Here is a 24,296-nt window from a genome sequence, read left to right on the forward strand (position 1 = left end):
TCAGCCAACGATTTTTGACTCCATGCGTACAATCAAACATATATGGTCCCTGGGCCTGCTCACTACCGGTATATTGACGGTAACGGCCTGCTCAAACCTGCTCGATGTCGATCCACGATCGAACGTTGACTCGCAGTCGGCGCTGACCACTGCCGAAGGCCTCGATGCTGGCCTGAATGGTATCTATGACCGACTGCAAAACACAGCACTCTACGGTCGCGATATGCTGGCCGTAGCCGAAGCGCTGGCCGACAATGCTCAGGCAACTAACAAGTCGGGTCGTCTGAACAACGAAAACCGGAACATTGCCGGTTCATCATTCGGAACAACCTTTGCTCCGGGCACCTGGCAATCTGCCTATTTTGCCATTAACCAGGCCAACCTGATTCTGGACGCCCTGCCCGGCGTGACGGCCCTGACCGACACCAACCGTCGGAACTCGATCCGGGGACAGGCTCAGTTTCTGCGGGCGCTGCTGTACCATGATCTGATGCGGATTTACGCGTATGATCCAGGGGTAGAAATCGCCCAGAACAGTCGGGGTGGCGTTCCCCTGCTGACGACTGGCGTGCTGAACCAGGGACAGATTACGTTCCCGGCCCGGGCGCCTATTGCCGACGTTTACACACAGATCTATTCTGACCTGCAGGGTTCGATCAATTCGTTCGGCCGCAGCGCAGGTAGCAATGGCACACTGCCAACCAACGGGAACCTACAGGCCGCTCAGGTGCTGTTCTCGCGGGTAGCCCTGTACAACAAGGATTACGCCACAGCCGTCAAAAACGCGACGGATGCCATCGCTGGCACGGTTAAACTCTCGCCGAATGCATCGTACGTAGGTGGCTGGCGGGCTCCGCGCAATCCGGAGTCGGTGTTCGAACTGGCGTACACCACGCCGGAAAACATCGGGGTGAATAACGCGCTGCAAACGACCTACACGACGCTGGTTCGCGTTGGTGATCGGACGGCAACGGGTGGTTTTGGTGATCTGGTGCCGAACAATGCTTTTATCGCCGAACTCGAAGCCGAGAAGAACACAGCCGGCCAAGCCCTCGACATCCGTCGGCAGTTGTACGAGCTGGGCACGACGGGTCGGGGCAACGCCTTCATCGAGTGTACCAAGTTCCTGGGCAAAAACGGCATCATCAACCTGGACAACGTTCCGGTTATCCGCATCTCGGAAGCCTACCTCAACCGGGCCGAAGCCAACGCCATGCTGGGTAACACCGCCAATGCACTGGCCGATCTGAACGTTATCCGCACCCGCTCGGGTCTGCCGGAGCGTACCGGCCTGACCGGCGATGCCCTGCTGAACGAGATTCTGCGGCAGCGTCGGCTGGAGTTTGGGTTTGAAGGTCACCGCTGGTTCGATCTGAAACGGCGCGGGCAGGATGTCATCAAGACCATTCCGCTCACTACAACGCCTAATAACGTTCCGTACAACGATTTCCGCATCCTGGCGCCTATTCCGGTCAATGAGTTATCGACCAACAAAAGCGTTCGGCAGAATTTCGGTTACTAACCTGCTCTTCAGGCCCTTCTTCAGCACGAAGGGCCTGAAGACATCAACCATTCGTTTTCAATGAAAAAAATACCTGGATTTATAGCGGGTGCTTTAGCGCTGTTGATGCTCCACGCCTGCGACAATAGTATCGATAAAGTCTTCGACGAAGAGACCCTGGTCGAATTTAACGAAGCCATTCTGCGGACCAATGCTACGGGTCGGCCTTATTCGATAACGGCTCTGCCCAATAGCGTAACGGCCGGCAGCTCCAGTGTTGCCACCATCAATCTGGTTGGCCGCCAGCGGACCAGCGACCTGACGGTGCGGGTCTTCGTTGATCCGGCAGCTACTACAGCCTCTCCGAACAGCTACACACTCTCTAACGGCGGAAATGTAACTATTCCGGGAGGACCCAATGGACGCAATGCAGGGTCACTCACGGTGACAGTTGGCCGGGCCACCAGTTCTACCGCGCCCATGGCCAATCTGGTACTGGTCATTGATAGTACCAGCACGGAGTTCAAACCAAGCCAGAACTACAAGAGACTCGGTTATTCATTCCGTCAATAGTTGATCTACTTACTCGACAAAAAAGGCCCGATTCGTCATGAATCGGGCCTTTTTTGCTAAAAAAAGTCTATTTCAACTAAGAAAATGTCAATATACGCCTACCTGAGCCTAAATGGACGTCAATCATAAAAGTCGGCGTTATACAACTCGCCAATTACTTACCTATAGCTAAGTATATATACTTACAAACGTTGGACGTAGATATGATACGTATAAGTATTTATACATAGGTTATTTTTTATAAATAAGTCTACTAGATCTAAAGACAAAGTAATTTTAATACAACTATTCATATAGGAATATAATTTATTTAATAGTCCATTTGTTATACCGAATAAATTGTTTGTACTTTTGCAGCCAAGTTTTACCATTTTTTCTAACCTAATCATAAGTATGATCAGAATTTTATTTGGAAGCTGGCTACTTACACTTCTTTTGTTCATTCCTGCTTTGGCGCAGGATGCAGCAGTGAGTGGCCGCGTCACTTCATCAGACGACGGCTCCGCCCTTCCCGGCGTGAGCGTACAGGTAAAAGGTACTACCCGTGGTACAACAACCGACGCGGATGGCAAGTACCGGATCAATGTATCGGGCAACGCCCGGCTTGTGTTTAGCTTCATTGGTTTCTCCAGCCAGGAAGTAGCCGTTGGCAATCGGGCCAGCGTAAACGTTGCACTCACCAGCGATGCCTCGAACCTGAACGAAGTCGTTGTAGTCGGCTACGGTTCGCAAAGCAAAAAAACCATTACGGGTGCGGTATCGTCGGTAGAAGGGTCGGTAATTGCCAATAAGCCCGTACAGAGCTTTGATCAGGCCTTGCAGGGCCGGGCGGCTGGCGTGAACATCGTCACCCCGAACGGCGTCCTCAACAACGCTCCGGTCATTCGCGTGCGGGGCGTATCGTCGATTAGTGGTTCATCGTCTCCGCTGATCGTGATTGACGGTTTGCCCATCAACTCGGGCAACGTATCGTCGGGCGGCTTTACGGTCAACAACCCCCTGGGCGACATCAACCCGAACGACATCGAATCGCTCGAAATTCTGAAAGACGCGGGAGCGACGGCTATCTACGGGTCGCGCGCTGCGGCCGGGGTTATCCTGATCACCACCAAGAAAGGAAAAGAAGGCCGCGCTCAGGTGAGCTACGACGGCTGGGCGGGTGCTACGCAGCCGTTCCGTCTGTTCAACATGCTCAACGCGCAGGAGTTCATGACCATCAAGAACGAAGCCGCCCGCAACGCCGGTCTGCCCGATCAGTTCTTCCCGACCCTGAACCCCGATGGCAGCATTGTTGACACCGACTGGTACGATTACGTATACCGGACGGGTTTCCAGCAAAACCACAACATCAACGTAAACGGCGGCACCAAAGACACGCGTTATGCCTTCTCGGTTGGCTACACCAATCAGCAGGGTATGATTCAGAAAAACGATTTCAGTCGGGTTACGGGCCGGATGAATATTTCGCATCAGCTGAACAAAGCCATCCGCATCGGGTCGAACATTACCCTCGCCAACAGCTTCAACCGGTCGCCGAACACGGGTACCCGCGGTGCGTTCAGCACGGGTGGTCTGGGTCGTCTGCCGCTGGTACTGGCTCCGAACGTAGCCCCTTATAACGCCGATGGTACGTACAACATTAACCGCTCCAGCAATAACCTGGGCCTGGGTAATAACCTGGTTGGCCCCGGCGGCTACTACAACCCGCTGCCCGACCTTGATTTGAGCAAATTCACCTCGGAAAACACTCACATCATTGGTAATATTTTTGCCGATGTGAACCTGTTCAAAGGGTTGACCTTCCGCACTTCGTACGGTACCGACCGGACAACGGTAGAAGACATCGACTTCCGAAACGGCGTCCATGGCGAAGGGGGTACCAACGGTGGCCAGGCGTTCAACATTTATTCGAACGTCAAACTGTGGAACCTGCAGAATTACCTGACCTACGATTTCGGCTTCGGGAAGCACTCATTCCAGACCGTAGTCGGTACCGAGCAGCAGAAGTTCACGTATGACAGCTGGGGCGGTTCGCGTCAGGGCCTCTCCGATCCGTTCTTCACGACCTACCAGGGTAACTTCACCACCAACAACCCGCCCGCTGGTAACTTTCAGACGCAGACTGGTCTGTCGTCTTACTACGCCCGGGTCAACTACGATTTCGATAAGAAATACCTTTTCAACATCAACTTCCGGCGCGACGGCTACTCGGCCTACGCAGTAGGTAACAAGTGGGGTAACTTCGCTGGCGGATCGGTTGGCTATCGTATTTCAGAAGAAGACTTCTGGAAAAACTCACGGCTGGGTTCGGTTATGAACGAGTTCAAACTGCGGGCCAGCTATGGTCAGGTGGGTAACACCGGTATTGGCAGCTTTGCCTCGCTCAGCCTGTTCAACTCCGGCCTGTACGGCACCGTACCTACCTTCGTGTTTGCTCAGGCGGGTAACCCCGATCTGCGTTGGGAGGTCAGCAACAGCCTTGATTTAGGTATTGCCTTTGGTCTGTTCAACGACCGCATCACGGGCGAATTCACTTATTACCAGAAGCGCGTAAACGATCTGGTCCTGCCCGAACCGACTGCCCCATCGCGTGGTATTCCGGGCAACAGCATTGCGACCAACGTTGGCTCGATGGAGAACAAAGGTATTGAACTGGCCATCACGTCGAATAACATCACGAAAGGTAAGTTCAACTGGACAACCAGCTTCAACATTGCCACCCTCGAGAATAAAGTGCTGGCCCTGGCCAACAACAATGCCGATATCTTCGGCTTCACGGGCGATCTGGAAAGCGCCAACATTGTTCGCGTAGGTGAGTCGATCGGTAGCATCTTTGCCATCCGGACGGCTGGCGTTAACCCGGCTAACGGTCAGCGGATCTTCGTTCGCACCGTCACCAACGCCGATGGTACGACCCAGGACCGCCAGATTCAGTACAACCACGCAGCCGCTCCTGCCCAGCGCTGGACTTACGTTGACAACGGGACGGTAGCGCCGGCCATTTCGGGTAGCGACCGCGTAGTGGTGGGTAACGCCCTGCCCAAGTGGTTCGGTGGTTTCGACAACACCTTCCGCTACGGCAACCTGGAGCTGGGTATCTTCCTGCAGTATTCGGGTGGTAACGTAATCTACAATGGTACCAAAGCCGGTCTGCGCGATCAGCGCCCCTGGAACAACCATACCGACATGCTGAACCGCTGGCAGCAAGCCGGCGACATCACCAACATTCCACGTCCGGTGCTGAACGATAACGTCTCGAACGGGTCGGCCAACCCGATCACCGAAAACGTAGAAAAAGGTGATTTCATCCGGGGTCGTAACCTGTCGCTGTCGTATACGCTCCGGAACGATCTGCTCCGCAAGGCTAACATTTCGTCGCTGCGTCTGTACGCTCAGGTGCAGAATGCCTTCGTGATCACCAAATACACCGGTGCTGACCCCGAGGTATCGACCAACCGCGATACCAACATTGCTCCCGGCATCGACCGGAACTCGGCCCCACAGGCCCGGACCTACACGTTTGGCGTTGGTCTTAACTTCTAATCAGCCGGTTTGCTGACCGGGTCTGGCCGAACTATTTTGTTCGACCAGACTCAGGCAGCAGTCTATAAACGACGCATATCGACCATGAAATTATATCCATTTCAACATACATTTTCTCGTACCCGGCGTGGACTGCTCAAGTCCGTATTCGCCACGGCGCTGATCAGCGTATCGCTGACAGCCTGTAACGAAACCGAATTGCTGAACCCAACGCCCCTGACATCGCTGGCTGATCTTGAAGCCTTCAAGAACCCCGACCGGGTACTGGCACAGGTGAACGGGTTGTACGCCAGCGTTAAGTCGGGCCAGTTTCTGGGGGGCCGTTACCTGGTTTACATCGACGTACGGGGTGAGGAGTTCCTGAACGTAACCAACAACGGGGTTACTGCCCTCGGTGCCTGGAACCACACGCAGAACTCGCTCTCGAACGAGCCGACCAACCTCTGGAACGCGGCCTATCTGGCCATCAACCGGATGAACCTCTTCCTGGCCGGTCTTGATGCGAACCCAAGCGTCATTGACGCAGCACTGGCCAACCAGTACCGCGCCGAAGCCCGGTTCCTGCGGGCGCTGACGTATCTGCAAATGGTGCAGCTTTACGCGCAGCCATTCACGAAAGACAACGGTGCCAGCCCCGGTCTACCCCTTCGCCTGAAAGCTGAAGTAGGAACGGGCAACAACGACCTGGCCCGTTCTACGGTTGCTCAGGTGTATGCCCAGGTGCTGGAGGATCTGAATTTTGCCGAGCAGAACCTGCCCGCTACCTACGCCAACGCCACCCTGAACACGACCCGCGCGCACAAGAACACCGCCATTGCGCTCAAGACCCGTGCGTATCTGAACATGGGCCGCTGGGCCGACGTGGTGACCGAAGCCAACAAGATCGTGTCGACAGCCGCTCCCTTCCGGGCGGCATCGGGTGTAGCGCATCAGCTGCAGGCCAGCGTTCTGACGCCGTTCTCGAACTACATCACGACCGAGTCGATCTTCTCGATGCCGATGAGCAGCAACGACCTGCCCGGCACCCAGAATGGCCTCGGCAGCTACTACCTGGCCGTAATCGGTATCGGTGACTTCAGCCTGAACCCCGCCGGGATCATTGGCAACGCAGCCTTCGCCAGCACCGACGCCCGCCGTGGTTTTATTCGGAATGACTTTGTAAGCGATCAGAGCCGCAACCGCCTGACCAAATTCCCGACCGGGCCGCAGCATACCGACTGGGTTCCCGTAATCCGGTATGCCGAGGTGCTGCTCAACCTGGCCGAAGCCAAAGCCCGGCTGACCCCAGGCGCGGTTGATGAACAGGGCCTGGCCCTGCTGAACGCCGTTCGCGGCCGGTCTAACCCCGCCGGTGTGTATACCGCAGCTGGTTTGGGCACGGGTACCGCCCTGGCCAACGCCATTCTGCTCGAACGCCGGATCGAACTGCTCGGCGAAGGGTTCCGGTCAAACGACCTCCTTCGGACCAACCAGCCGCTGCCTGCCAAAGGCACGATCCAGGCTGTGCCGGCAACCGCTTCAGTCTACATCTGGCCAATTCCGCAAACGGAGCTGAACGTGAACAAAGCCGCTGTTCAGAACCCATAAGCAACCAGCCGATACCCATATTGGCTGATCGTTGTCCAGCAAAAAAGTCTCCTGCCTCTGCGGGAGACTTTTTTGTTGCCCGATTTACTGACAAACAGACGTTTTTTGGGTTGTGTATACAATCAGGCTTGAGGTGTAGCTGGTCGGCCACGGTAAAGCCCGGGGCTATTACTTCCCTACGAAAGCCAGTTAGCTGGCGCACAACATCCCGACTACAACATCCGTGAACTTCTGCTGAATGATTAACGCCCGAATTGCCGGTATCGGCCATTACCTGCCCGAACGGGTAGTGCCCAACAATGAACTGGCGCCCCGAATGGACGTAGCCGATACCTGGATCGAAGAACGGACCGGCATCCGCGAACGCCGATATGCGCTGTCTGGAGAAGAAACGGCTACCACTATGGGCGCTGCGGCTTCCCGCATTGCCATCGAGCGAGCCGGTATAACCCCCGACGATATCGACTTTATTGTATTCGCGACCATGAGTGCCGACTACCTGGTGCCGGGCTGCGGAGTCCTGCTGCAACGCGAACTGGGCATAACCCATCGCGAGGTGGGCGCGCTCGACATCCGAAATCAGTGTTCCGGTTTTTTATATGCGCTGTCGGTAGCCGATAAATTCGTCAAAACCGGCACGTATCGGAACGTACTGGTGGTGGGTGCCGAGCGGCAATCGTTCAACCTGGATTACAGCCCCCGCGGCCGCGATGTGGCGGTGTTGTTTGCCGATGGCGCCGGTGCGGTTGTGCTGCAGCCCTCCGACCAGCCCGACCGGGGTATACTATCAACGCACCTGCATGCCGATGGTACCTATGCCGAAGAGTTGAGCATTATCAACCCCGGTAGCCATGGCAACTATCACTTTAACCGATATAAGCCCCAGTACCTGAACGCCGAGAACGAGTTTGTTCATCCCAACGATGGGCCGTTTGAACCACCTTATCTGTTTACGGGGGTGTTCAACGGCTTTCAGGTCATAAAAAAAGCGTTCGAGAAGTTTCCGGCCGTAATCGGGGAGGCTATCCGGGCCAATAACCTGACCCTCGACGCGGTAGATTTTTTTGTGCTGCATCAGGCCAACGGACGTATATTGGAGTTCGTGCAGCGCAACATGAATTTGCCCGTCGGAAAACTCTGGAACAACATACAACGGTATGGCAACACCACTTCGGCCTCGGTTCCTATTGCCCTCAGCGAACTCTGGGAAGCCGGTAAGATCCGCGATGGTCATGTGGTTTGCCTGTCGGCGTTCGGCAGTGGGTTTACGTGGGCGTCGGCGCTGATTCGCTGGTAATCTGATCTCTCACCTGGCTGTTTACTCCTATGCAAGTTGGCGATACCTTTACCTACCTCTATCACTTTTCGCAGGATGACGTCCGGCGGTTTGCCGACATTACCGGCGACGATAACCCGCTTCACCTCGACCCGGCCTACGCGGCTACTACGCCGTTTAAACGCCCGATCATGCACGGTATGCTGAGCGCGAGCGTTTTCGCCCGCGTGTTTGGTCGTAATTTTGGCGGCACGGGGGGCGTTCATCTCTCGCAAATGCTGGAATTTGTGCGCCCCATGTATCCCGATACCGATTACGAAGCCCGGTTCGAATGCCGATCCATCGATACCCGTCGCCATACGGCCGAAATCACCTGTACCGTGGTAGACCCGGCCACCGGCAAGGCTACCCTGCGCGGTACCGGCGTCGTGTTCCACAAAGACATGTTCGTGTAGGTCCTACGTAAAGATCAGCTTTATACAGGCTACCCCAACGCTCAGCGCCAGCAGGTACCGTAGCGTGGGTACGTTGAACCGATGGCTTCCCAGGTAGCCGCCCAGCACCCCGCCGGCGAAAGCAGCACCGATCCAGCTGTACACTGCCGGATCGGGCGAGTAGCCTTTGCTGAGGAGGCCGAAAAAGCCCGAGAGCGAGTTTACAAAAATGAACAGGGCCGACGTAGCCGCCACTTCTTTGAGCCGGGCCCACCGAAACAGCAGCATGAGGGGGCTAAGTAGGATCCCTCCGCCAATCCCGATCATGCCTGATAACAGGCCAATAAGTCCGCCCGTCAATAAGCCGGCTCCCAGCGGAATGGGCCTCGGTTCGGCTTCGTCGCCCCGAACCGACCAGAGGAGCCGGACCACCACCAGGAGCAGACAGACTGCCAGCAGCTGCCGATACAGGGTATCACTCAGCGGAATTTTAGCGCCTATGAAAGCCAGCGGCACGCTGGCTACAGCAAATGGCCAGAACGTACGCCAGCGAAAATGCCCCGCCCGGTAAAACTGAATGAACGACACCGTTGATACGAACAGGTTCAGCAGCAGGGCCGAAGGCTTCAGCAAAGCCGGTGCTACGCCGAACAAGGCCATGGTAGCCAGGTACCCGCTGGCTCCGCCATGCCCAACGGACGCATAGACAAAGCCGACCATGAACAGACAAACCAGAAAAACGAGAGAAGAATCCATACAACAAACCGTTTCTACCAAAGAGACACCAACTCCCGCCGGGAAGGTCGTATTTTGTCGAAAGATAGTCCCGATTGCCATGATTCTGCGCGCCCTGTCGCTTATCGTTTCTCTTTTCTGCCTGTTGCCAGCCAACCGGGCCAGCGCCCAGCAGCCTATTAAAAATACGCGCTGGAAAGATGTATTGTCCAGTCCGGGTCAGCCACCCCGTACCTGGGCGCACCTCGACCCGCTGACCGACTCTGTGGCGGGCATCAGCCTGAACCGGGCGTATGAACTCCTCAAAGGCAGGCCGTCGGTACCGGTCGTGGTGGGCGTACTCGACTCGGGCGTGGACATCGAGCACGAAGATCTGCGCGAGGTGATCTGGACCAACGACAACGAAATAGCCGGCAATCAGGTCGACGACGACAAGAACGGCTACCCGGACGATCGAAACGGCTGGAACTTCATGGGCGGACCAAACGGACAAACCTACGAGTACGACCAACCCGAAATAACGCAGACATACCTGCTCCTCCGCAGTCGCTACGACACCGCCGACCCAGCCACGATACCACCGGCTCAACAGCGCCAGTACGAAACCTACCGCGCAGCCAAACGACTTTACCTGCCCCGCTATCAGGCCAGCCGGGCCAAACTGCTGGCGTTTACCGATACGACCCGGTTCTGGCAGGTAGCCGAACGGCTCGCTCCGCTACTGCCCGGGTCCTCTGTAAGCCAGCAGGCCATCCGGGCCGTTGATCTGGCTCCCGATTCAGTAGCGATTGCGGTGCGTAACGTACTGGCCGACGCCTATAATCCGCAATACGGCGCGTTTGGCACCTACCTCCGGCTGGTTCGTCAGAACTGGCTACGCTTCCGGCAGATCGTGGGGGGAGAAGCACTCATTGCCTACAATCCGGACTACAACGCCCGCCAGCTGCTCGTTGGCGACGATCCGGCAAACCTGAACGAGCGTTTCTACGGCAGCCCAACCATGCGGCTCGCCGGCTCCGACCAGCTGGCGGTGCACGGCAGCCACGTAGCCGGCATCATCGGCGCCAGGCGCGGCAACGGACGGGGTATCGACGGCGTCGCGGATAACGTTCGGATTATGCCCGTATCGATGGTGCCTGCCAACGGCGACGAACGGGACAAAGACATTGCGAATGGCATTCGGTACGCCGTGGAAAACGGCGCCAAAGTCATCAACATGAGTTTTGGCAAGAGGCTGTCGCCCTTCAAGGAGCAGATCGATGCGGCCGTTCGTTTTGCCGAAGCCCGTGATGTGCTGATCATACACGCGGCCGGAAACAACGGTGAAAACTACGATTCTCTCCCCTCCTACCCATCGGCCCGGTATGCAGACGGGCAGCTGGCGCAGAACGTACTCACGGTAGGCAACAGCACCTGGCAACTGGATGCCAATCTCCCCAGCCAGTCGTCCAACTACGGCGCGCAAACCGTCGACCTGTTTGCGCCGGGCACCGATATACTGTCTACGGTACCGAACGGCGGCTACGCCAGCTTTTCGGGCACCAGCATGTCGGCTCCCTGTGTGGCCGGTGTAGCCGCCCTGCTGCGCGCCTATTTCCCGACATTAACGGCCCTACAGGTCAAAGAGATTCTGCTGGCGAGCAGCTACCGCCCCGACATTCAGGTTCGAAAACCCGGCCGCTCGGCTACCCTGGTTCCTTTCCGCAGCCTAAGCCGGTCAGGGGGAATTGTCAACGCGTATCAGGCCGTAAAGCTGGCCCTGGAGAAATAGGCTACCGTATCCGTCACCGTGGGGACAGAGACCACACTGACGGGAAACCTAACTCCGTTACCGTGGTCCGTGTCCCCACGGACTACTCGTCCGGATGGTATTGGCTTATCAGTGTGGTCCGACTGCGCGTCCCGGTGTCCTCACGGACCACGGTGACGGGAAACCCAGCTCATCTTTACCAAGCGGCTTCGTGTTTATCGTGCCAGAACTTACCGGTTTCGGTAGAAGGCGCTGAGGTGGCAAGCCAGACGATGGTTTCGGCACCTTTCTCGACGGGACGACTGGCGTGCGGCCCGCCCATGTCTGTCTGGACCCAGCCCGGATCGACACAGTTGACAACGATGCGGTGCTCCTGAAGCGCTGCCGCAAACTGACGGGTAACCGCATTGAGAGCCGCTTTAGAAATACTATACGCCGGGGCATAGGTGCTCATTGTTTGAAGCGCACCGGCTCCACTCGAGACGTTGATGATCCGCCCTCCGTTGGGTGACTTCTGCAGATAGGGCAACGCATCCTGGGTGACCATAATTGGACCGGTCACGTTCGCTTTCAGGGTCCGGTCGAGCATTTCCGGGTTGAGCTTCACGATATCTTCGCCATGGTCTTCCAGGATACCCGCGTTATTGATCAGCACATCCAGGTGATCGGCTTTCTGCGAGAGCGTGCCGAAGGCTGTTTTGACACTGACCGGATCCGTCACGTCGAGTTGAATAAAGGTTGCTTCGTAGCCTTCCTGACAAAGCTCCTCGGCGGCTTCGCGGCCTTTTGCTATATCACGAGCCCCGATAAATACGGCAAACCCCTGCTGAGCAAGCTGCCGGGCTGTTTCTTTACCAATTCCTTTATTGGCTCCCGTAATCAAAGCCGTACGCTGATGTTCAGTTTTCATACTATGGGTACTTCGCTACCCGCCAAATTGTTCACGGGCAGCGGACCGTAGACTCAAAGGATGACCGTTCCCTCGGTGCTGTTACAGAATATACTACCTTAGCGACTAATCTTACAACAAGCAAGTTCACTCCTACCGAGCCAATGAAATCGTTTTGCTTCTATTTGACGCTGAGCGCGCTGACCGTCAGTCTGTCAATAGCCCAAACCCGTCCAACTACGAAATCGACGACTAAACCGCTGTCTACTACTACGTCGGCGACCCGGTCAACGTCGGCCACGACGTCGGCTTCCCGATCGGCTACGACCGTTACGACCACGGCGAAAGCCACATCGGCCAGCATCACTGCAACCCGGTCAACCACTACGGCGCCCGCTGCGGCCGTCAGCACCAATCCGAACCGCCGGCAGGAGCTGTACGACGAATACCACGGCATCAGCAAAAAACCCTCGACCACCTCAGCCCCGATTGCCCAGCCGGGCCTATCCCGACCGGGCCAATCCAGGCCGGACCCATCCAGGCCGGACCCATCCCGGACGGCCGAACGCAAACCAGCCGATACGCGTCCATCCCAACCTATTGGCTCCGCATCGACCGGCCCCGTTGCGCGTCGGGAGTCGGCCAGTCCGGCCTTATCCAGCGAGAGTAACTCGGGCGTACGGATCGGCCTGCGGGGTGGAGTTACCTACCCGTATAACTTCGATCCGGACATTGCCGGCGACCCGACGGTGAGTTTTGTGGGGGGCATTGTTTTCAACGTTGGACGCGGTACGCTGTCGTTCCAGCCCGAGATCAATTACGCCCGCTATGCCGGAAGAGCCACCATTGGCCAGGGTACAGTACTCGAAACAACCCTGAACGGCGCTGCGGATCAGGTTGAGGTGCCGCTGTTCCTGAAAATTGCGACCGGCACTCCGAACAGCAACCGGTTCTTTCTGAACGTAGGCCCCTATGCTTCCTACGCACTCAACATCAGTGTCAACGGCAAAACCCAGTCATTGAATGGCGTAGAGGGGCGGTTTGGTTTCGGTGCAGCAGCCGGTATCGGCACAGCGCTGAAAGCCGGGCCTGGTCATCTGACCATAGAGGTACGGGGGTTGTACTCGCTGGGCGATACCGACGCCGGATTCAACACCGACTCCCAGACTATATATACACAGGCAGCCATCGGCTACATGGTACCGCTGGGGAGCCGCTAACCGATTTTGTTTCTCATAGAGTGGGTTTTCGGAATGGCGATGGCTGGCTGGTCATCGCCATTTTTGTGATCAGACAAAGGGCATGGTCTTCTCCCAAAGCCAGGCGGCTTTCTCCTCGGTCGCATCCCGATTATATACCTTTTTGGGCTGGCTATCGGCAAAATAGCCGCCGTTATTGCTCGCTCCAATTGCCTTGAGCGGAGCGGCAGCCAGGAAAACCGACGTTTGCGCCCCTTTCTCGGCCGTGCGCATCAGCGGCCCTGCCAGCGAAAACACTTTCCCCAGAAAACCAGGCGTATCGGCCCCAAAATTGGTCCGAACGGCACCCGGGTGAACCGAGTAAGCCGTTATGCCCTGACCAGCCGTGCGCTTGGCCAGCTCTTTAGCGTGGAGGAGGTTGGCCAGTTTGTCATCACAGTAGGCGAAAGTCGGCGACAGATCATCGATCCGGCGGAAGAAGCGCGCCGTTCGACCACCGAGGTAAGCCGCCGACGACAGGTTCAGTATCCGGACATCGCCAGTCTGGGCAGCGGTAGTCTTCAGCAGATCCATCAGATGGTGCGTCAGCACAAAGTGCCCGATGTGACTCGAATAAAACGACTTTTCTATGGTATCGATAAACTCCAGTTTAGCCGGTGTATAGCCAGCATTGTTGATCAGTACATCGAGACGATCGTAGGTCGTTTTCACGTGGGCAGCCGCCTGTCGTACCGAGTTCAGATCAGCCAGATCAGCCGTAACCAGGTCGACCCGCACGGCTGGATTCGCTTTTTGTACCTCTGCCTGAGCCGCCCGGCCTTTCTGCTCACTGCGGCACAGCAAAATAAGGTTGAAAGACCGCTGGGCCAGCGCCCGGGCCGTGGCCAGGCCTAGTCCGGAGTTGGCTCCGGTAATAAGTGCTTGTTTCACGATATGCTCTGGTAAAGTGATGGCAGGGCTAGTGCCTACTATCTTTAATTGACTCTCCGTTAGCCGTCTTTGTTCAGACCGGGAATCAGATTCTGCCGGTCTGTTCGGGATTTATCCGGTCTCTGTAGAACAGGAGCCAGTGCCCGCAAACGAAAAAAGCGCCCGGATCATCCAGACGCTTCGGGGTTTCAGGGGCGTTGGCTCCTAAGCGTTGAAAGCGGGAGCAAACTCATTTTTAGCGAAGTCTTCCAGCTTCACCGCGCCGTATTCGGCGGGTTTTTTGGCGTAGAAATCTTCCTGAAGTTTGCCGTTTCGCATGGCTTCACCCAGGTAGGTGTATTGACTGGCCACCTCTTCGCTCATACCTGCCTGCAGCATGCCCTGCTTGTTCTGCTCGTCGGAGAACACAATCCAGGGCGTTTCGGGCTTACCGATGGCTTCGCCCAGTACGCGGGCAATTTCGGGCCCAGTCCGTTCGTCGCCGGCAATGTAGCGAACCTGCTGACCCGTAAAGTCCAGGTTTAGCAACTCCTGCAGGGCCACAGCGGCAATATCGTCGGTATGGGTCAGCACCACCTTTTCGTCGCCGAAGTTGCTGCCCATGATGCCCGCTCCCTTCACCATACCGATCATGCCAAAAAGATTGTACATGAAGTAGGACGGACGCAGGAACTTACTGTTCAGACCCGTTACGGCCGCCAGTTTTTGTTCCATATCATACAGCCCGTCTATCGGGCCGGCTCCCTCACCCAGGTGGGCCCCGATGCTGCTCAGCAATACCGCAAACCGGATGTCGTTGGCTTTGATGGCCTCAATGTAGTTATCGCCAATCTGGTTCTGGAACGCGCGCCAGTCCGTAACGCCCCAGTTGCTGGGAATGAGCAGATAGGCCGCGTCAGCCCTGGCAAACGCCTGTTTCAGAAAATCAGCGTCGGTAACGCTCCCTACGGCGGCCTGGGCACCCAGCGCTTCGATAGCGGCTGCATTCTCGGGCTTGCTGGTTACGACCGTAACGGTATGACCCGCCTTAATCAATCCTTCCGTAATTGGTTTGCCCGTATGACCTAACGAGCCGGTAATGACGTAGTGCATAGTGGTTTAATAGAAATTATCTGGTAAAAACTGGATTAAGCAAGCAAACAGCTGGCGTATTCTGGCCGTCTGGTATGTCAGAACATCAGCTTCCAGCCGTTAAAGAACAGGTCCTTACCCGGCTGGCCAGACCAATGTTTGATCGGATCAACGGTTTCGGTCGGTACGCTTTCTTTCTGCTTCACCACGGCCGAAATTCCTTCTTTGGCCAGTGAACGGCATATGTCTTTGGCGGTAGCGTCACCTTTGCCAGCCAGCAGGCAGACGGCGTTATCTTCGTTTTTCATAGCGGTTCAGTTTATATTGTTTGCACATACAATAGATTTAACAAAAAAATATTAGTCCAGATCGTCGAGTGACCGGGCAGCTTTAAAAACCTGCTGGGTCAACTGGCACACGTCGTCAGGACCAATGGCACTGGAGTACCGGGCGCCAACCCGCCCCCAGGCTTCGGCAATCGCGGGGCGTAACGCTTCGCCGGCTTCGGTCGGGTAGATCAGCGTTTTCTTCCCCTCCGACTCCCGCCGGACCAGTTGCTTCAGCTCCAGTTTCTCTACCAGCCGGGTAATGGTCGACGGCGTCAGGAAAAGCGTTTCGCTCAATTTTGATGGGGTGACACCAGGCTGGTCGACCACTTCGCAGAGCAGGTAAGCGTACGAATACGACAACCCGATCCGGCCGAACTCTTCATCACCGATGGCGGTGATGGCCCGGGCCAGGGCGTTTGCCGAGAACAACAGACAGGCGCTGTAGCGATTGTCTTTCTGTCCGGCAACGGCAGGGGTCTCTATTTCGTTAATCATCTCGCTTCTCATATTGACACAACAAAGGTAGGTAATTATATTTGTATGTGCAAGCAACGAATGGTTTTTTTACGTAGAGATAATCGAGATGCGAAGGGTCGCCGGTGCGGGCTCTACCGCAGAGGCAGGTGAACTTCGGCCATCATGCAGCGGGCCGAACCGCCCCCGTTGCCTTCGATGATGGGTAGATCGAAATGAACCAGTGTGGCGTAATCGTCCAGCAAGTCAATCTGCTTGGCCGTAAGCGACGCATGAGCCCGGGTCGACATGACCAGTAACTTTTGTCCTTTTTGCGTCAGTACCATCAGCATATTACCCGCAAAGCTGGCCATCTGCTCCAGCGAAATATCGATGATCCGCTTGTTTAGCCACTCCAGCTCCTGACGTACCATCAGCCGCTCGTCGGGGTCGGTAATGGCCGACAAACAAACGACCGCGAACGTATCGGCAATGCACATCAGCACATTGGTATGGTAAACCGCTTTTCCGCCGGCGTCGGCCGCACGGAAGGAGACAATACGGTAGCCGGTCTGCCGCGAAAACTCAGCCAGCACATCGGGATGCGTGCGGGGCGACAGGCATGCAAAGGCCACCTTGTTCATCCGGTCCAGCACCATACTACCCGTTCCTTCGAGAAACTTGCCTTCCTGCTCGAAGTGCGTCAGGTCAACCACCTTGGCTACGTGAAAGCGCTCGGCCAGATCGTTTATAATATCCGGACGGCGTTCGAGCCGCCGGTTTTCGGCCTGCATCGGGTACAAGACCACCGTTCCGCTGGCGTGCAGTGATACCCAGTTGTTCGGAAAAATAGAGTCCGGGGTATAGGGCTCAGTGGTGTCGTCGTACACCATCACATCCACCCCGACAGCCTGGAGCTGGCGCGCCATTTCGTCGAACTCCCGACGGGCATCTTCCTGAGCTACGTCTTTTGTCTGCGCAGCCAGTTTAATATCCTGAAACGCATTGGACTCAGCCGTTTCGGCGTTGAAGCCAAAGCGAACCGGACGAATCATGAGAATACGGGAGGTAGCTTGCGATTGCATAAAAGAAGTAGAGTAAAGGTCGTTTGTCGTGTGAGTGGAGCGGGTCAGCCATCGCCAAACCTCCGGCAAATTAGCACCTCAATGTCATTTTGCCAATGATTTTTGGCGATCCGGGTGCATTCATAAAGTCTGTCGGCCGCCTTCCGAATCGGGTTCTACCGATCGAAAGCGGCCGACAGGCTGGCTAACTGGCTGACGGCTGTTTAGTTGACAACCAGCTAACAGGGTAATTTACCCGTTCAGGCCCGGCGACGGCCCGATTGGGTTTAGACCTCTTCCCGGAGCAGCGGCAGGCTCATGCAGTGGGAACCCCCGCGTGCCCGGCTCAGCTCGGCCGAAGGCAGCATAATGAAGGTATTCTGAATGGTGGCCGGCGACGACTCGCCCCGTTCGAACCGATCGAGTAGTCGGGCCGCTTCAATAACGTCGAACCCAGCTTCCCGGAACGCTTCGGCCGTTTTCTGGTTGCGGTCGTAGCCCACCACTACCCCATCCTTCAACGCCAGCAGGTTGCAGGAGTCGGTCCACTGCTCCCGAGCTCCGAACGGAAATTCGTTATTGCCCGAATAGATGAACCGTACCGGTTCTGCAGCGCCCAGATCATTCTTACTGATGTCGGCCAGCAGGTCTTCGAGGTTGTCGATCTCGATCGGCTTATGTTCCAGTCCTTTAATAAACTGCAGTATTTTCAGTTCTTCAGACAGGTCTTTGGGCGAGAAAAAGTGCAGCACATCCCGTTTCTTGGCCTCATCGCCGGTGCGGGCCAGCGAGCCCAGCAGCACCCACACATTGCGTTTCACCTGCGTAAATACGGTGTCGATGTGCATGTAGTCGCGTTTCTTCGGAATCTTGATGATCGTTACGGTATCGACCAGGTTCTTGCTGAACACCAGCCGCATCACCTGCTGAGCCGCGTACAGGGTGGTTCGTTCGCTGACGCCGATCATCAGGTGTCGTTTGGCAATCATCATCACATCGCCCCCTTCGAGCGTTGATCGGGTAACGTCGCTGTTTACGTCGGCATCGGGCAGCAGGAAGGCGTGCTCGTTATCCGGAATTTCGATGATTTTATCCTGGTAACTGGCAAAGATGGGGTGATTGAAAAAGATATACTGCGCCAGTAAAGCCTCGCGGGTCCGGGCCAGCTTGGCGGGTTTGTTCAGCAGAATATGGTCGTTGATGACAATGCCGATATCGCGCGTAAAGATGAAGTTAGGCAGGGGCGAGAACAGCATGGTCTGGTCGGGCAGCGATCCCGAGATCATGATCTTGGCCAGCTCGACCGCATCGAACTGGTTGAGCAGCTGCTGGGTCCGGAACGCCGTTCGTTCGATGCCGCATATAGCCGCGATCAGCCGGGTTCGGATGGCCTCGTCGGCCAGAATATCGGATAGCAGACACTGTATATCGATGACCTTATCGGAGCGGAAGTAGGCCGGATGGTCGGGTTTGAAGAAGTTACGATCCGAGTCGGGACCCAGGCTGGCTATGCGGCCGCTTACTTTATCAGGGTCCAGAAAATATAACAGAATCTTCACGTAGTAATCGTACTCATCCCGGCGCATCATGTCCAGATGAACGATATCCTCGAAGAGCCAGTCCTGCGCCTTCGACGGTACTACTTTACCCAGTCCACGGTCGGGGCTGTGAATGAGCAGCCGCTTGAGCGTCCCTATTTCTGACGAAACGTTAATGGTGGCAAGCGGTGTCTGGGCAGGCGAGGTGACGGCAGCAACGGGCTGTTCTGACAGCAGCGTATCGCTTTCGTGGTTTTGTTTCTCGTTTTTCATGCAAAACCGGCAAGCCTGCTTTAGGACAGACCTGCCGGTTTGCAATGTACAGCTTTGACCGCTGAAAACGAACGGTGTCTTCGTTTCTGGGTTACCGGGTAGCCGTAGCGGGCTTACCCGCCACTACCTTCATCACCCCGTTCATCAGCCGCCAGTGGCCCGGGAACGTGCAGACAAACGGATAATCGCCGGGCTGGGCAGGGGCCGTAAACTTGAGCCGGTACGTCTGGTCCGGGTTGACCAGTGGCGTAGCGGCAATGACCTGCGGTATGGCGGGCACGTAGTTCTTTTCGGCGCCATCTTTGGCCGTGATCATCTTGTCAGCAGCCGCACCGATCGCATCCATGGTTTTCTGCTTGCCAATGACCAGGTTGTGCTGCATGGCATCCGGATTTTCGAGTACGATCTCGACCGACTTACCCGCCGTTACGGTAAACGTCTTTTTGTCGTACCGCATCTCTTCCCGCACGGTTTTGAGCCGCACGATCTCCACGTTTGGGTCGACGGGTTCGGCCGAGGCCACGCCCCAGGCTTCGTATAACCGGCCGAGCCGCTCCTTGATGTCGGGCGAAACGGTATTGCTCAGGCTGGCCAGAAACGATTTGTCGGCGTCGGCAACCTGCGCTTTCTGCCGCGGGTTCCAGCCTTCGGCTACGCCTTTGATGATGGCCTGCCCGTGGGCCGAACCAATCTTCTGAGCGGTTTTGAGCAGCGCCACAACCGAATCGATGGGCTGAGCGGATGCATAGCTACGGCTGGCCCGCTCCAGTACATAAGCACTCATGTCCTGGGGCGCCCGGTAGGTCACCTTATATACGGTGTTGTTATTCTGCTCGTTATCCTCCGCGATTTTGTTCTCCCGATCGAGCATGACCGTTACGTTGTACTGGCCGGCCCGTTCAAAATTCATCCAGAACTCGGTGTTCCAGGGGCCGTTGTTGCCTTTACTGATGGTTACCGTCTCGCCGGGCTTGATGCCGGTTGTGTGCGATACGCTGACGTAATCAAGCCGGGCGGGCTCGTCGGCCCCAACCGGTCCTTCGATCCGAACCGACATCGGGATCGGCGTTCCGGCCGGTATGGCCACATCGCCTGCGTTCATCACGTCAACTTCGATCTTGGCACTCTGCCGCAACTCGGGCGACTGGGGCGTTGACCGAACAGCGGCAATGACTAGGTCAGGCTTGTTGTTTTTCGACTGCGCAATGGCCCGCCGGGGCATCTCTTCGGGCGCGCTGGGGCCACCACCCTGTCTGGCGCCGGTATGATTGTGGTGCTGATCGGCTGGCGCCGTACTGGGCTGGGTCGGTGCGTTTGCCGACACCTGTTTCAGATACGTCTTCAGCAGTTGTCCTTTGTTGGTTGTCAGTGCCAGCGCAAACGCATCGGGCAACCAGCGGTCCGTTACCTCCCGGGCCGAACCCAGCCGGGCCAGAATAGCCTGCTGCGTAGCCGCGCTACCCGGCATCTCTGACAGGGCCAGGAGGCTGTTCAGCACCACCAGCGGTTCTTTGTCGTTGAGCGCACCGGCCTGCACCAGCATAGCGGCCGACTCAGCCGTGCGGGGCATGACCTGTACTACGGTTTTGCGTACGCCCGATGACTCATGCTTCAGCGCCGACGTTAGCGCGGCCATGACGGGCTGATTGGCAGCGTTTATTTCGCCCAGGCCATGCAGGGTCCAGAGCGCGTGAATAGCAGCCGGGTTGTTGCCGATCTCATCGACCGACGAATCGTTGACCAGCGCAATCAGCTGGGGAACAACGTCTTTGTTGTTCCGCTCGATCAACAGGCGCTGGGCGGTCTGGCGCCAGAACATATTATCGTTTTTCAGCGCGGCAATCAGTTCGGCGGGCCGGTCTTTGCTGAGCGACATGGCGGTATAGGGCTTGGCGCCCTTATAGCCTACGCGGTAGATACGGCCGTGGGTGAAATCGCGCAGATTGGTTTCGTACGCATTTCCCTTTCCATTTTCGAAGCCTTTGGGTGTGGGGTTGTGCTGAATAATGAAGCTGTACCAGTCTACTACCCATACGGCACCATCGGGGCCGACTTCGGCAAATACAGGCGCGAACCACTCGTCGGCACCAGCCATCAGGTTGAACCCTACGCCGGCCGCTTCGGCATCTTCGTAGTCGGTACCGGTTTTCTTCAGCACATTCTGGTGAACGATATGCCCCGTTGGTTCGCACACGAACGCGACCTTGTTCCAGTACGAAGCCGGAAACGAACGCGCCGTGTAGACGTTATGACCGGCAGCCGCCGTAAACCCGCCAAACACGTCGACCTGCCGAACGCGCTCGGTAATCGGCTTCATGTCTTTGTGGGTATCGGTACCGCGGCTCCCGTTCTCCCGCAGGTGCGGCCCGCCCGAAAAATAGCGATTCGGAATGGGCGCGTACCAGCCGTGTGCGTTATTGGCCGTACTGCCGAAAACATCGCCCGTTTCGTTGAACGCCATACCCCAGGTGTTGTTGGAGGTGGCCGTTACGTATTCGAGCGCTGAACCGTCGGGTTTGAACCGGAAAAAGCCCTGCGAGAAGCGAAGCGAATCTTTGCTGTTGCCGACAACCCCTTTGAAGCCGGAGTAACCAACACTGCCCCAGATCCAGTTATCGAATCCATAGTGGAGGTTGCTTGGACCGGCATGGGTATCGAACGTACCGAAGCCGGTAAAAACGATTTTCTTCACGTCGGCCTTGTCGTCGCCGTTGGTATCCTGCAAAAACAGCATATGCGGAGCCTGCGCCACGTACAGGCCGCCGTTGGCGAAGGTCATACCGGTGGGGATGTTCAGCCCCTCGGCGAAGTTGGTGAACTTGTCGGCCTTGCCATCGCCGTTGGTATCTTCGCAGATGACGATGTAGTCGGAGCCGGTTCCTTCGGCTTTGCGTTCGTTGGGATAATCTTTCGTGATCAGGGCAAACAGCCGGCCCCGCTCATCCCAGGCCAGGGCAATGGGGTGCATCACGTTCGGCTCGTGGGCGAACAGGTCCAGCGAAAAGCCAACCGGTACCTGAATGTGTTTCATCGACTCCTCGGGCGAGAGGGGTTCCTGCCGCAGTTGAGGGCCAGGCCGTTTTTCGTAGTTCGGTAGTTTGGCTTCGCCGTAGGCAAAGGGCTGCGGGTTGAGGGCGTCATGCTGCTGCTTAACCGCATCACCCACGGCCCAGAGGATACCTCGTTCCAGCAGCGCCTGAAAACCCGGCTGCCCCCAGGTGCGCTCGTCGTGTCCATAGGCCGTGTAGAATACCCGTCCCTTGCCGTACGAGCGGGTCCAGGTATACGGTTCTTCGGCTACCCCCGGCTTGTCTTTAGCCTGGTCGGCTTTAATATCGCGAACGGCCAGCACGTTGTTATCGGCCTGCAAGTGCGTATGCAGGTAGGTTTCGTCGTAAGCCTTGAACGAAGGCAAACCAGCCGTAATGGGGCTGTTGGGTTGGGTGAACCGCGTCTGGATGGTATCCATCCGATGTCGCCAGAACTGCCCGCCAACCACTTTGTCGACGTATTCGGACGAGTTGCGGAAGCAGTACGACGCGCAGTGAACCGGAATGACCCCGTGGCCCGCCGACACGTAATCCAGCAGGGCTTTTTCCTGCGGTTTGGGCAGGCTGTCCCAGTTGGCGAAGATCAGCAGCCCGTCGTACTGGTTGAGGTTGTCGGTATTCAGGTCGGCCAGCCGATCGGTATAGGTAATATTGATGCCGCGATTACCCAGGGCAGCCATGAGTTGCGCCACGCGCTCGCGGGGTTTGTGGTGGCCGTTATCGCCCAGAAACAGAATCTCGGTGCGCCGGGGTTTGGCGGCTTCCGACCGAACGGTAGTCTGTGTGGTCGACTGGCGGGTACACTGGGTTAGGACAATAGCCGTCAGCAGCAGACCAATAAGAGAGTAGGTACGATACATCATTGATGTTCATGTAGTGCCGAAGTTCCGGCTTCGGCGATAGAGGACATACTATTCATTTCCGAAGCCGGCGCATCGACACTACTGGTACCCGCCCGGTCCGGAACCGCTAAAAATCCGGCAGCTTTATGATCTCTCCGCCCCGCAGAGCCGACTCATGCGCCAGGATACCAACGCTTGTCCAGTTTGCCGACTGTGCCGCATTGGGGAACGGGTCGCGATCCTCCACGATGGCCGACACAAACTCATGGACCATGTGCGGATGGGAACCACCGTGGCCCCCACCCTGCGTGAACGACAGGTGCTGGGTTTCGTCAGCATCATAGACGCCCTTCGTCGTAAACCGCTGAATGGGTTCCGGCAGCAGATGCGCGTAGTCGGGCACGGTTACCTTTTCAGGAATTTCCGGTTCCGGTTTCTTGGCCGTATGTACCACCGGCTGCTCATCTTCAATCAGTTGCCACTCAAACGATTTCTTATCGCCGTAGACCTCAAAACTTTCCCGGTATTGCCGGGCCACGTCAAAAAGCGACCGGTATACGTAAGCCGACAGATCACTGTCTTTAAACTTGATATGCGCCGACTCAACCGCAAAGGGTGAGTTATGGATAGAGGCCAGCTCTTCGCGAATAGTCCCCGACCCGAAGCACGACACATAATCGGCCTGGAGCCGCAGCAGACCGGCTACCGGCCCAACGCAATGGGTGGCGTAATGCATGGGGGGCAGACCCGGCCAGTAGTCGGGCCAGCCGTCCATATCCTGCTGGTGGCTGGCTTTCAGGAACTGCACTTTGCCCAGCTCCCCTTTTTCGTGCAGTTCTTTGACGTAGAGAAACTCGCGGCTGTACACTACGGTCTCCATCATCATATATTTCTTACCCGATTCCTGGCAGGCCTTCACAATCTCGGCACACTCTTCTACCGTGGTGGCCATCGGTACGGTACAGGCTACGTGTTTGCCCGCCCGCAGCGCTTTCAGGCTCTGCTCGGCATGGTTCGGAATGGGCGAGTTGATGTGAACAGCGTCAACGGCCGGATCAGCCAGCAGTTCATCATAACTGGTGTACCGCTTTTCGATCCCGAACGCATCGCCGATTTTGTTGAGATTCTCAACATTACGCTGGCAGATGGCGTACATCGTGGTGTTGGGATGCCGCTGGTAGATCGGGATAAATTCAGCCCCAAAACCGAGGCCAACAATAGCAATGTTCAGTTTCATAAAGTAATGCGTGAAAAGGCAA

General features: G+C 56.6%; 18 protein-coding genes. 8 read left to right on the forward strand and 10 right to left on the reverse strand.

The window, feature by feature from the left end; all coding sequences use genetic code 11:
- Nucleotides 1–22 precede the first annotated feature (22 nt).
- The 6 genes from EQG79_RS05025 to EQG79_RS05050 all read left to right on the forward strand — a co-directional run bounded on the left by EQG79_RS05025 (nt 23) and on the right by EQG79_RS05050 (nt 8,935).
- Nucleotides 23–1,522 (forward strand): RagB/SusD family nutrient uptake outer membrane protein, encoded by a 1,500-nt coding sequence (locus EQG79_RS05025; protein WP_077919163.1) that lies wholly within the window; start codon nt 23–25, stop codon nt 1,520–1,522.
- Nucleotides 1,523–1,582: 60 nt separating this feature from the next.
- Nucleotides 1,583–2,074: a hypothetical protein gene (locus EQG79_RS05030; protein ID WP_077919164.1), complete on the forward strand. Its 492-nt coding sequence runs from the start codon at nt 1,583–1,585 to the stop codon at nt 2,072–2,074.
- 393 nt (nt 2,075–2,467) lie between these two features.
- Complete coding sequence (locus EQG79_RS05035) at nt 2,468–5,617, forward strand: SusC/RagA family TonB-linked outer membrane protein (protein WP_129600386.1); 3,150 nt, start codon at nt 2,468–2,470, stop codon at nt 5,615–5,617.
- Between the two features lie 84 nt (nt 5,618–5,701).
- Entirely contained in the window at nt 5,702–7,204 is a 1,503-nt protein-coding gene (locus EQG79_RS05040) for a RagB/SusD family nutrient uptake outer membrane protein (protein WP_077919165.1), read from the forward strand.
- Between the two features lie 238 nt (nt 7,205–7,442).
- Nucleotides 7,443–8,501: a 3-oxoacyl-ACP synthase III family protein gene (locus tag EQG79_RS05045; RefSeq protein ID WP_077919166.1), complete on the forward strand. Its 1,059-nt coding sequence runs from the start codon at nt 7,443–7,445 to the stop codon at nt 8,499–8,501.
- Nucleotides 8,502–8,530: 29 nt separating this feature from the next.
- A complete protein-coding gene (locus EQG79_RS05050) occupies nt 8,531–8,935 on the forward strand; it encodes a MaoC family dehydratase (RefSeq protein WP_077919167.1) in 405 nt (134 codons plus the stop codon).
- 3 nt (nt 8,936–8,938) lie between these two features.
- Here the strand turns inward: EQG79_RS05050 and EQG79_RS05055 are convergent, their stop codons facing one another.
- Entirely contained in the window at nt 8,939–9,670 is a 732-nt protein-coding gene (locus EQG79_RS05055; protein WP_129600388.1) for a sulfite exporter TauE/SafE family protein, read from the reverse strand.
- 79 nt (nt 9,671–9,749) lie between these two features.
- On the opposite strand from EQG79_RS05055, the gene EQG79_RS05060 reads away from it, so the two are divergent.
- Nucleotides 9,750–11,420, forward strand: coding sequence for a S8 family peptidase (locus EQG79_RS05060; RefSeq protein WP_240699277.1), 1,671 nt, complete (start codon nt 9,750–9,752; stop codon nt 11,418–11,420).
- Between the two features lie 175 nt (nt 11,421–11,595).
- Here the strand turns inward: EQG79_RS05060 and EQG79_RS05065 are convergent, their stop codons facing one another.
- A complete protein-coding gene (locus EQG79_RS05065) occupies nt 11,596–12,309 on the reverse strand; it encodes an SDR family oxidoreductase (protein ID WP_077919169.1) in 714 nt (237 codons plus the stop codon).
- Between the two features lie 143 nt (nt 12,310–12,452).
- Between EQG79_RS05065 and EQG79_RS05070 the strand changes: the two genes are divergently transcribed.
- Nucleotides 12,453–13,508, forward strand: a complete 1,056-nt coding sequence (locus EQG79_RS05070) for a porin family protein (protein WP_077919170.1) — start codon at nt 12,453–12,455, stop codon at nt 13,506–13,508.
- Nucleotides 13,509–13,577: 69 nt separating this feature from the next.
- Here EQG79_RS05070 and EQG79_RS05075 read toward each other — a convergent pair whose 3' ends face one another.
- The 8 genes from EQG79_RS05075 to EQG79_RS05110 form a co-directional block, all read right to left on the reverse strand.
- Entirely contained in the window at nt 13,578–14,417 is an 840-nt protein-coding gene (locus tag EQG79_RS05075) for an SDR family NAD(P)-dependent oxidoreductase (RefSeq protein WP_236648553.1), read from the reverse strand.
- 204 nt (nt 14,418–14,621) lie between these two features.
- Complete coding sequence (locus EQG79_RS05080; protein WP_077919172.1) at nt 14,622–15,509, reverse strand: NmrA family NAD(P)-binding protein; 888 nt, start codon at nt 15,507–15,509, stop codon at nt 14,622–14,624.
- Nucleotides 15,510–15,586: 77 nt separating this feature from the next.
- Nucleotides 15,587–15,796, reverse strand: a complete 210-nt coding sequence (locus EQG79_RS05085; RefSeq protein WP_077919173.1) for a hypothetical protein — start codon at nt 15,794–15,796, stop codon at nt 15,587–15,589.
- Nucleotides 15,797–15,847: 51 nt separating this feature from the next.
- Nucleotides 15,848–16,312 (reverse strand): MarR family winged helix-turn-helix transcriptional regulator, encoded by a 465-nt coding sequence (locus tag EQG79_RS05090; protein WP_077919174.1) that lies wholly within the window; start codon nt 16,310–16,312, stop codon nt 15,848–15,850.
- Nucleotides 16,313–16,425: 113 nt separating this feature from the next.
- Nucleotides 16,426–17,355 carry a citrulline utilization hydrolase CtlX gene (gene ctlX, locus EQG79_RS05095; RefSeq protein ID WP_129600392.1) on the reverse strand — a complete coding sequence of 310 codons (930 nt, stop codon included), beginning with the start codon at nt 17,353–17,355 and terminating at the stop codon, nt 16,426–16,428.
- Nucleotides 17,356–17,621: 266 nt separating this feature from the next.
- Nucleotides 17,622–19,145 carry an arginine deiminase family protein gene (locus EQG79_RS05100; RefSeq protein WP_077919176.1) on the reverse strand — a complete coding sequence of 508 codons (1,524 nt, stop codon included), beginning with the start codon at nt 19,143–19,145 and terminating at the stop codon, nt 17,622–17,624.
- Nucleotides 19,146–19,236: 91 nt separating this feature from the next.
- Complete coding sequence (locus tag EQG79_RS05105; protein ID WP_129600394.1) at nt 19,237–23,055, reverse strand: PVC-type heme-binding CxxCH protein; 3,819 nt, start codon at nt 23,053–23,055, stop codon at nt 19,237–19,239.
- 109 nt (nt 23,056–23,164) lie between these two features.
- Nucleotides 23,165–24,274, reverse strand: a complete 1,110-nt coding sequence (locus EQG79_RS05110) for a Gfo/Idh/MocA family protein (RefSeq protein WP_129600396.1) — start codon at nt 24,272–24,274, stop codon at nt 23,165–23,167.
- Nucleotides 24,275–24,296 lie beyond the last annotated feature (22 nt).

The organism is Spirosoma sordidisoli, assembly GCF_004138325.1.
Classification (GTDB): Bacteria; Bacteroidota; Bacteroidia; order Cytophagales; family Spirosomataceae; genus Spirosoma; species Spirosoma sordidisoli.

Bases quoted from the DNA above. Each gene is read 5' to 3' on its own strand.
- EQG79_RS05100 (WP_077919176.1), bottom strand. From the start codon at position 19,145: ATGAAAAACGAGAAACAAAACCACGAAAGCGATACGCTGCTGTCAGAA.
- ctlX (WP_129600392.1), bottom strand. From the start codon at position 17,355: ATGCAATCGCAAGCTACCTCCCGTATTCTCATGATTCGTCCGGTTCGC.
- EQG79_RS05090 (WP_077919174.1), bottom strand. From the start codon at position 16,312: ATGATTAACGAAATAGAGACCCCTGCCGTTGCCGGACAGAAAGACAAT.
- EQG79_RS05045 (WP_077919166.1), top strand. From the start codon at position 7,443: ATGATTAACGCCCGAATTGCCGGTATCGGCCATTACCTGCCCGAACGG.
- EQG79_RS05060 (WP_240699277.1), top strand. From the start codon at position 9,750: ATGATTCTGCGCGCCCTGTCGCTTATCGTTTCTCTTTTCTGCCTGTTG.
- EQG79_RS05065 (WP_077919169.1), bottom strand. From the start codon at position 12,309: ATGAAAACTGAACATCAGCGTACGGCTTTGATTACGGGAGCCAATAAA.
- EQG79_RS05085 (WP_077919173.1), bottom strand. From the start codon at position 15,796: ATGAAAAACGAAGATAACGCCGTCTGCCTGCTGGCTGGCAAAGGTGAC.
- EQG79_RS05080 (WP_077919172.1), bottom strand. From the start codon at position 15,509: ATGCACTACGTCATTACCGGCTCGTTAGGTCATACGGGCAAACCAATT.
- EQG79_RS05105 (WP_129600394.1), bottom strand. From the start codon at position 23,055: ATGTATCGTACCTACTCTCTTATTGGTCTGCTGCTGACGGCTATTGTC.
- EQG79_RS05055 (WP_129600388.1), bottom strand. From the start codon at position 9,670: ATGGATTCTTCTCTCGTTTTTCTGGTTTGTCTGTTCATGGTCGGCTTT.
- EQG79_RS05110 (WP_129600396.1), bottom strand. From the start codon at position 24,274: ATGAAACTGAACATTGCTATTGTTGGCCTCGGTTTTGGGGCTGAATTT.
- EQG79_RS05070 (WP_077919170.1), top strand. From the start codon at position 12,453: ATGAAATCGTTTTGCTTCTATTTGACGCTGAGCGCGCTGACCGTCAGT.
- EQG79_RS05035 (WP_129600386.1), top strand. From the start codon at position 2,468: ATGATCAGAATTTTATTTGGAAGCTGGCTACTTACACTTCTTTTGTTC.
- EQG79_RS05040 (WP_077919165.1), top strand. From the start codon at position 5,702: ATGAAATTATATCCATTTCAACATACATTTTCTCGTACCCGGCGTGGA.
- EQG79_RS05050 (WP_077919167.1), top strand. From the start codon at position 8,531: ATGCAAGTTGGCGATACCTTTACCTACCTCTATCACTTTTCGCAGGAT.
- EQG79_RS05025 (WP_077919163.1), top strand. From the start codon at position 23: ATGCGTACAATCAAACATATATGGTCCCTGGGCCTGCTCACTACCGGT.
- EQG79_RS05030 (WP_077919164.1), top strand. From the start codon at position 1,583: ATGAAAAAAATACCTGGATTTATAGCGGGTGCTTTAGCGCTGTTGATG.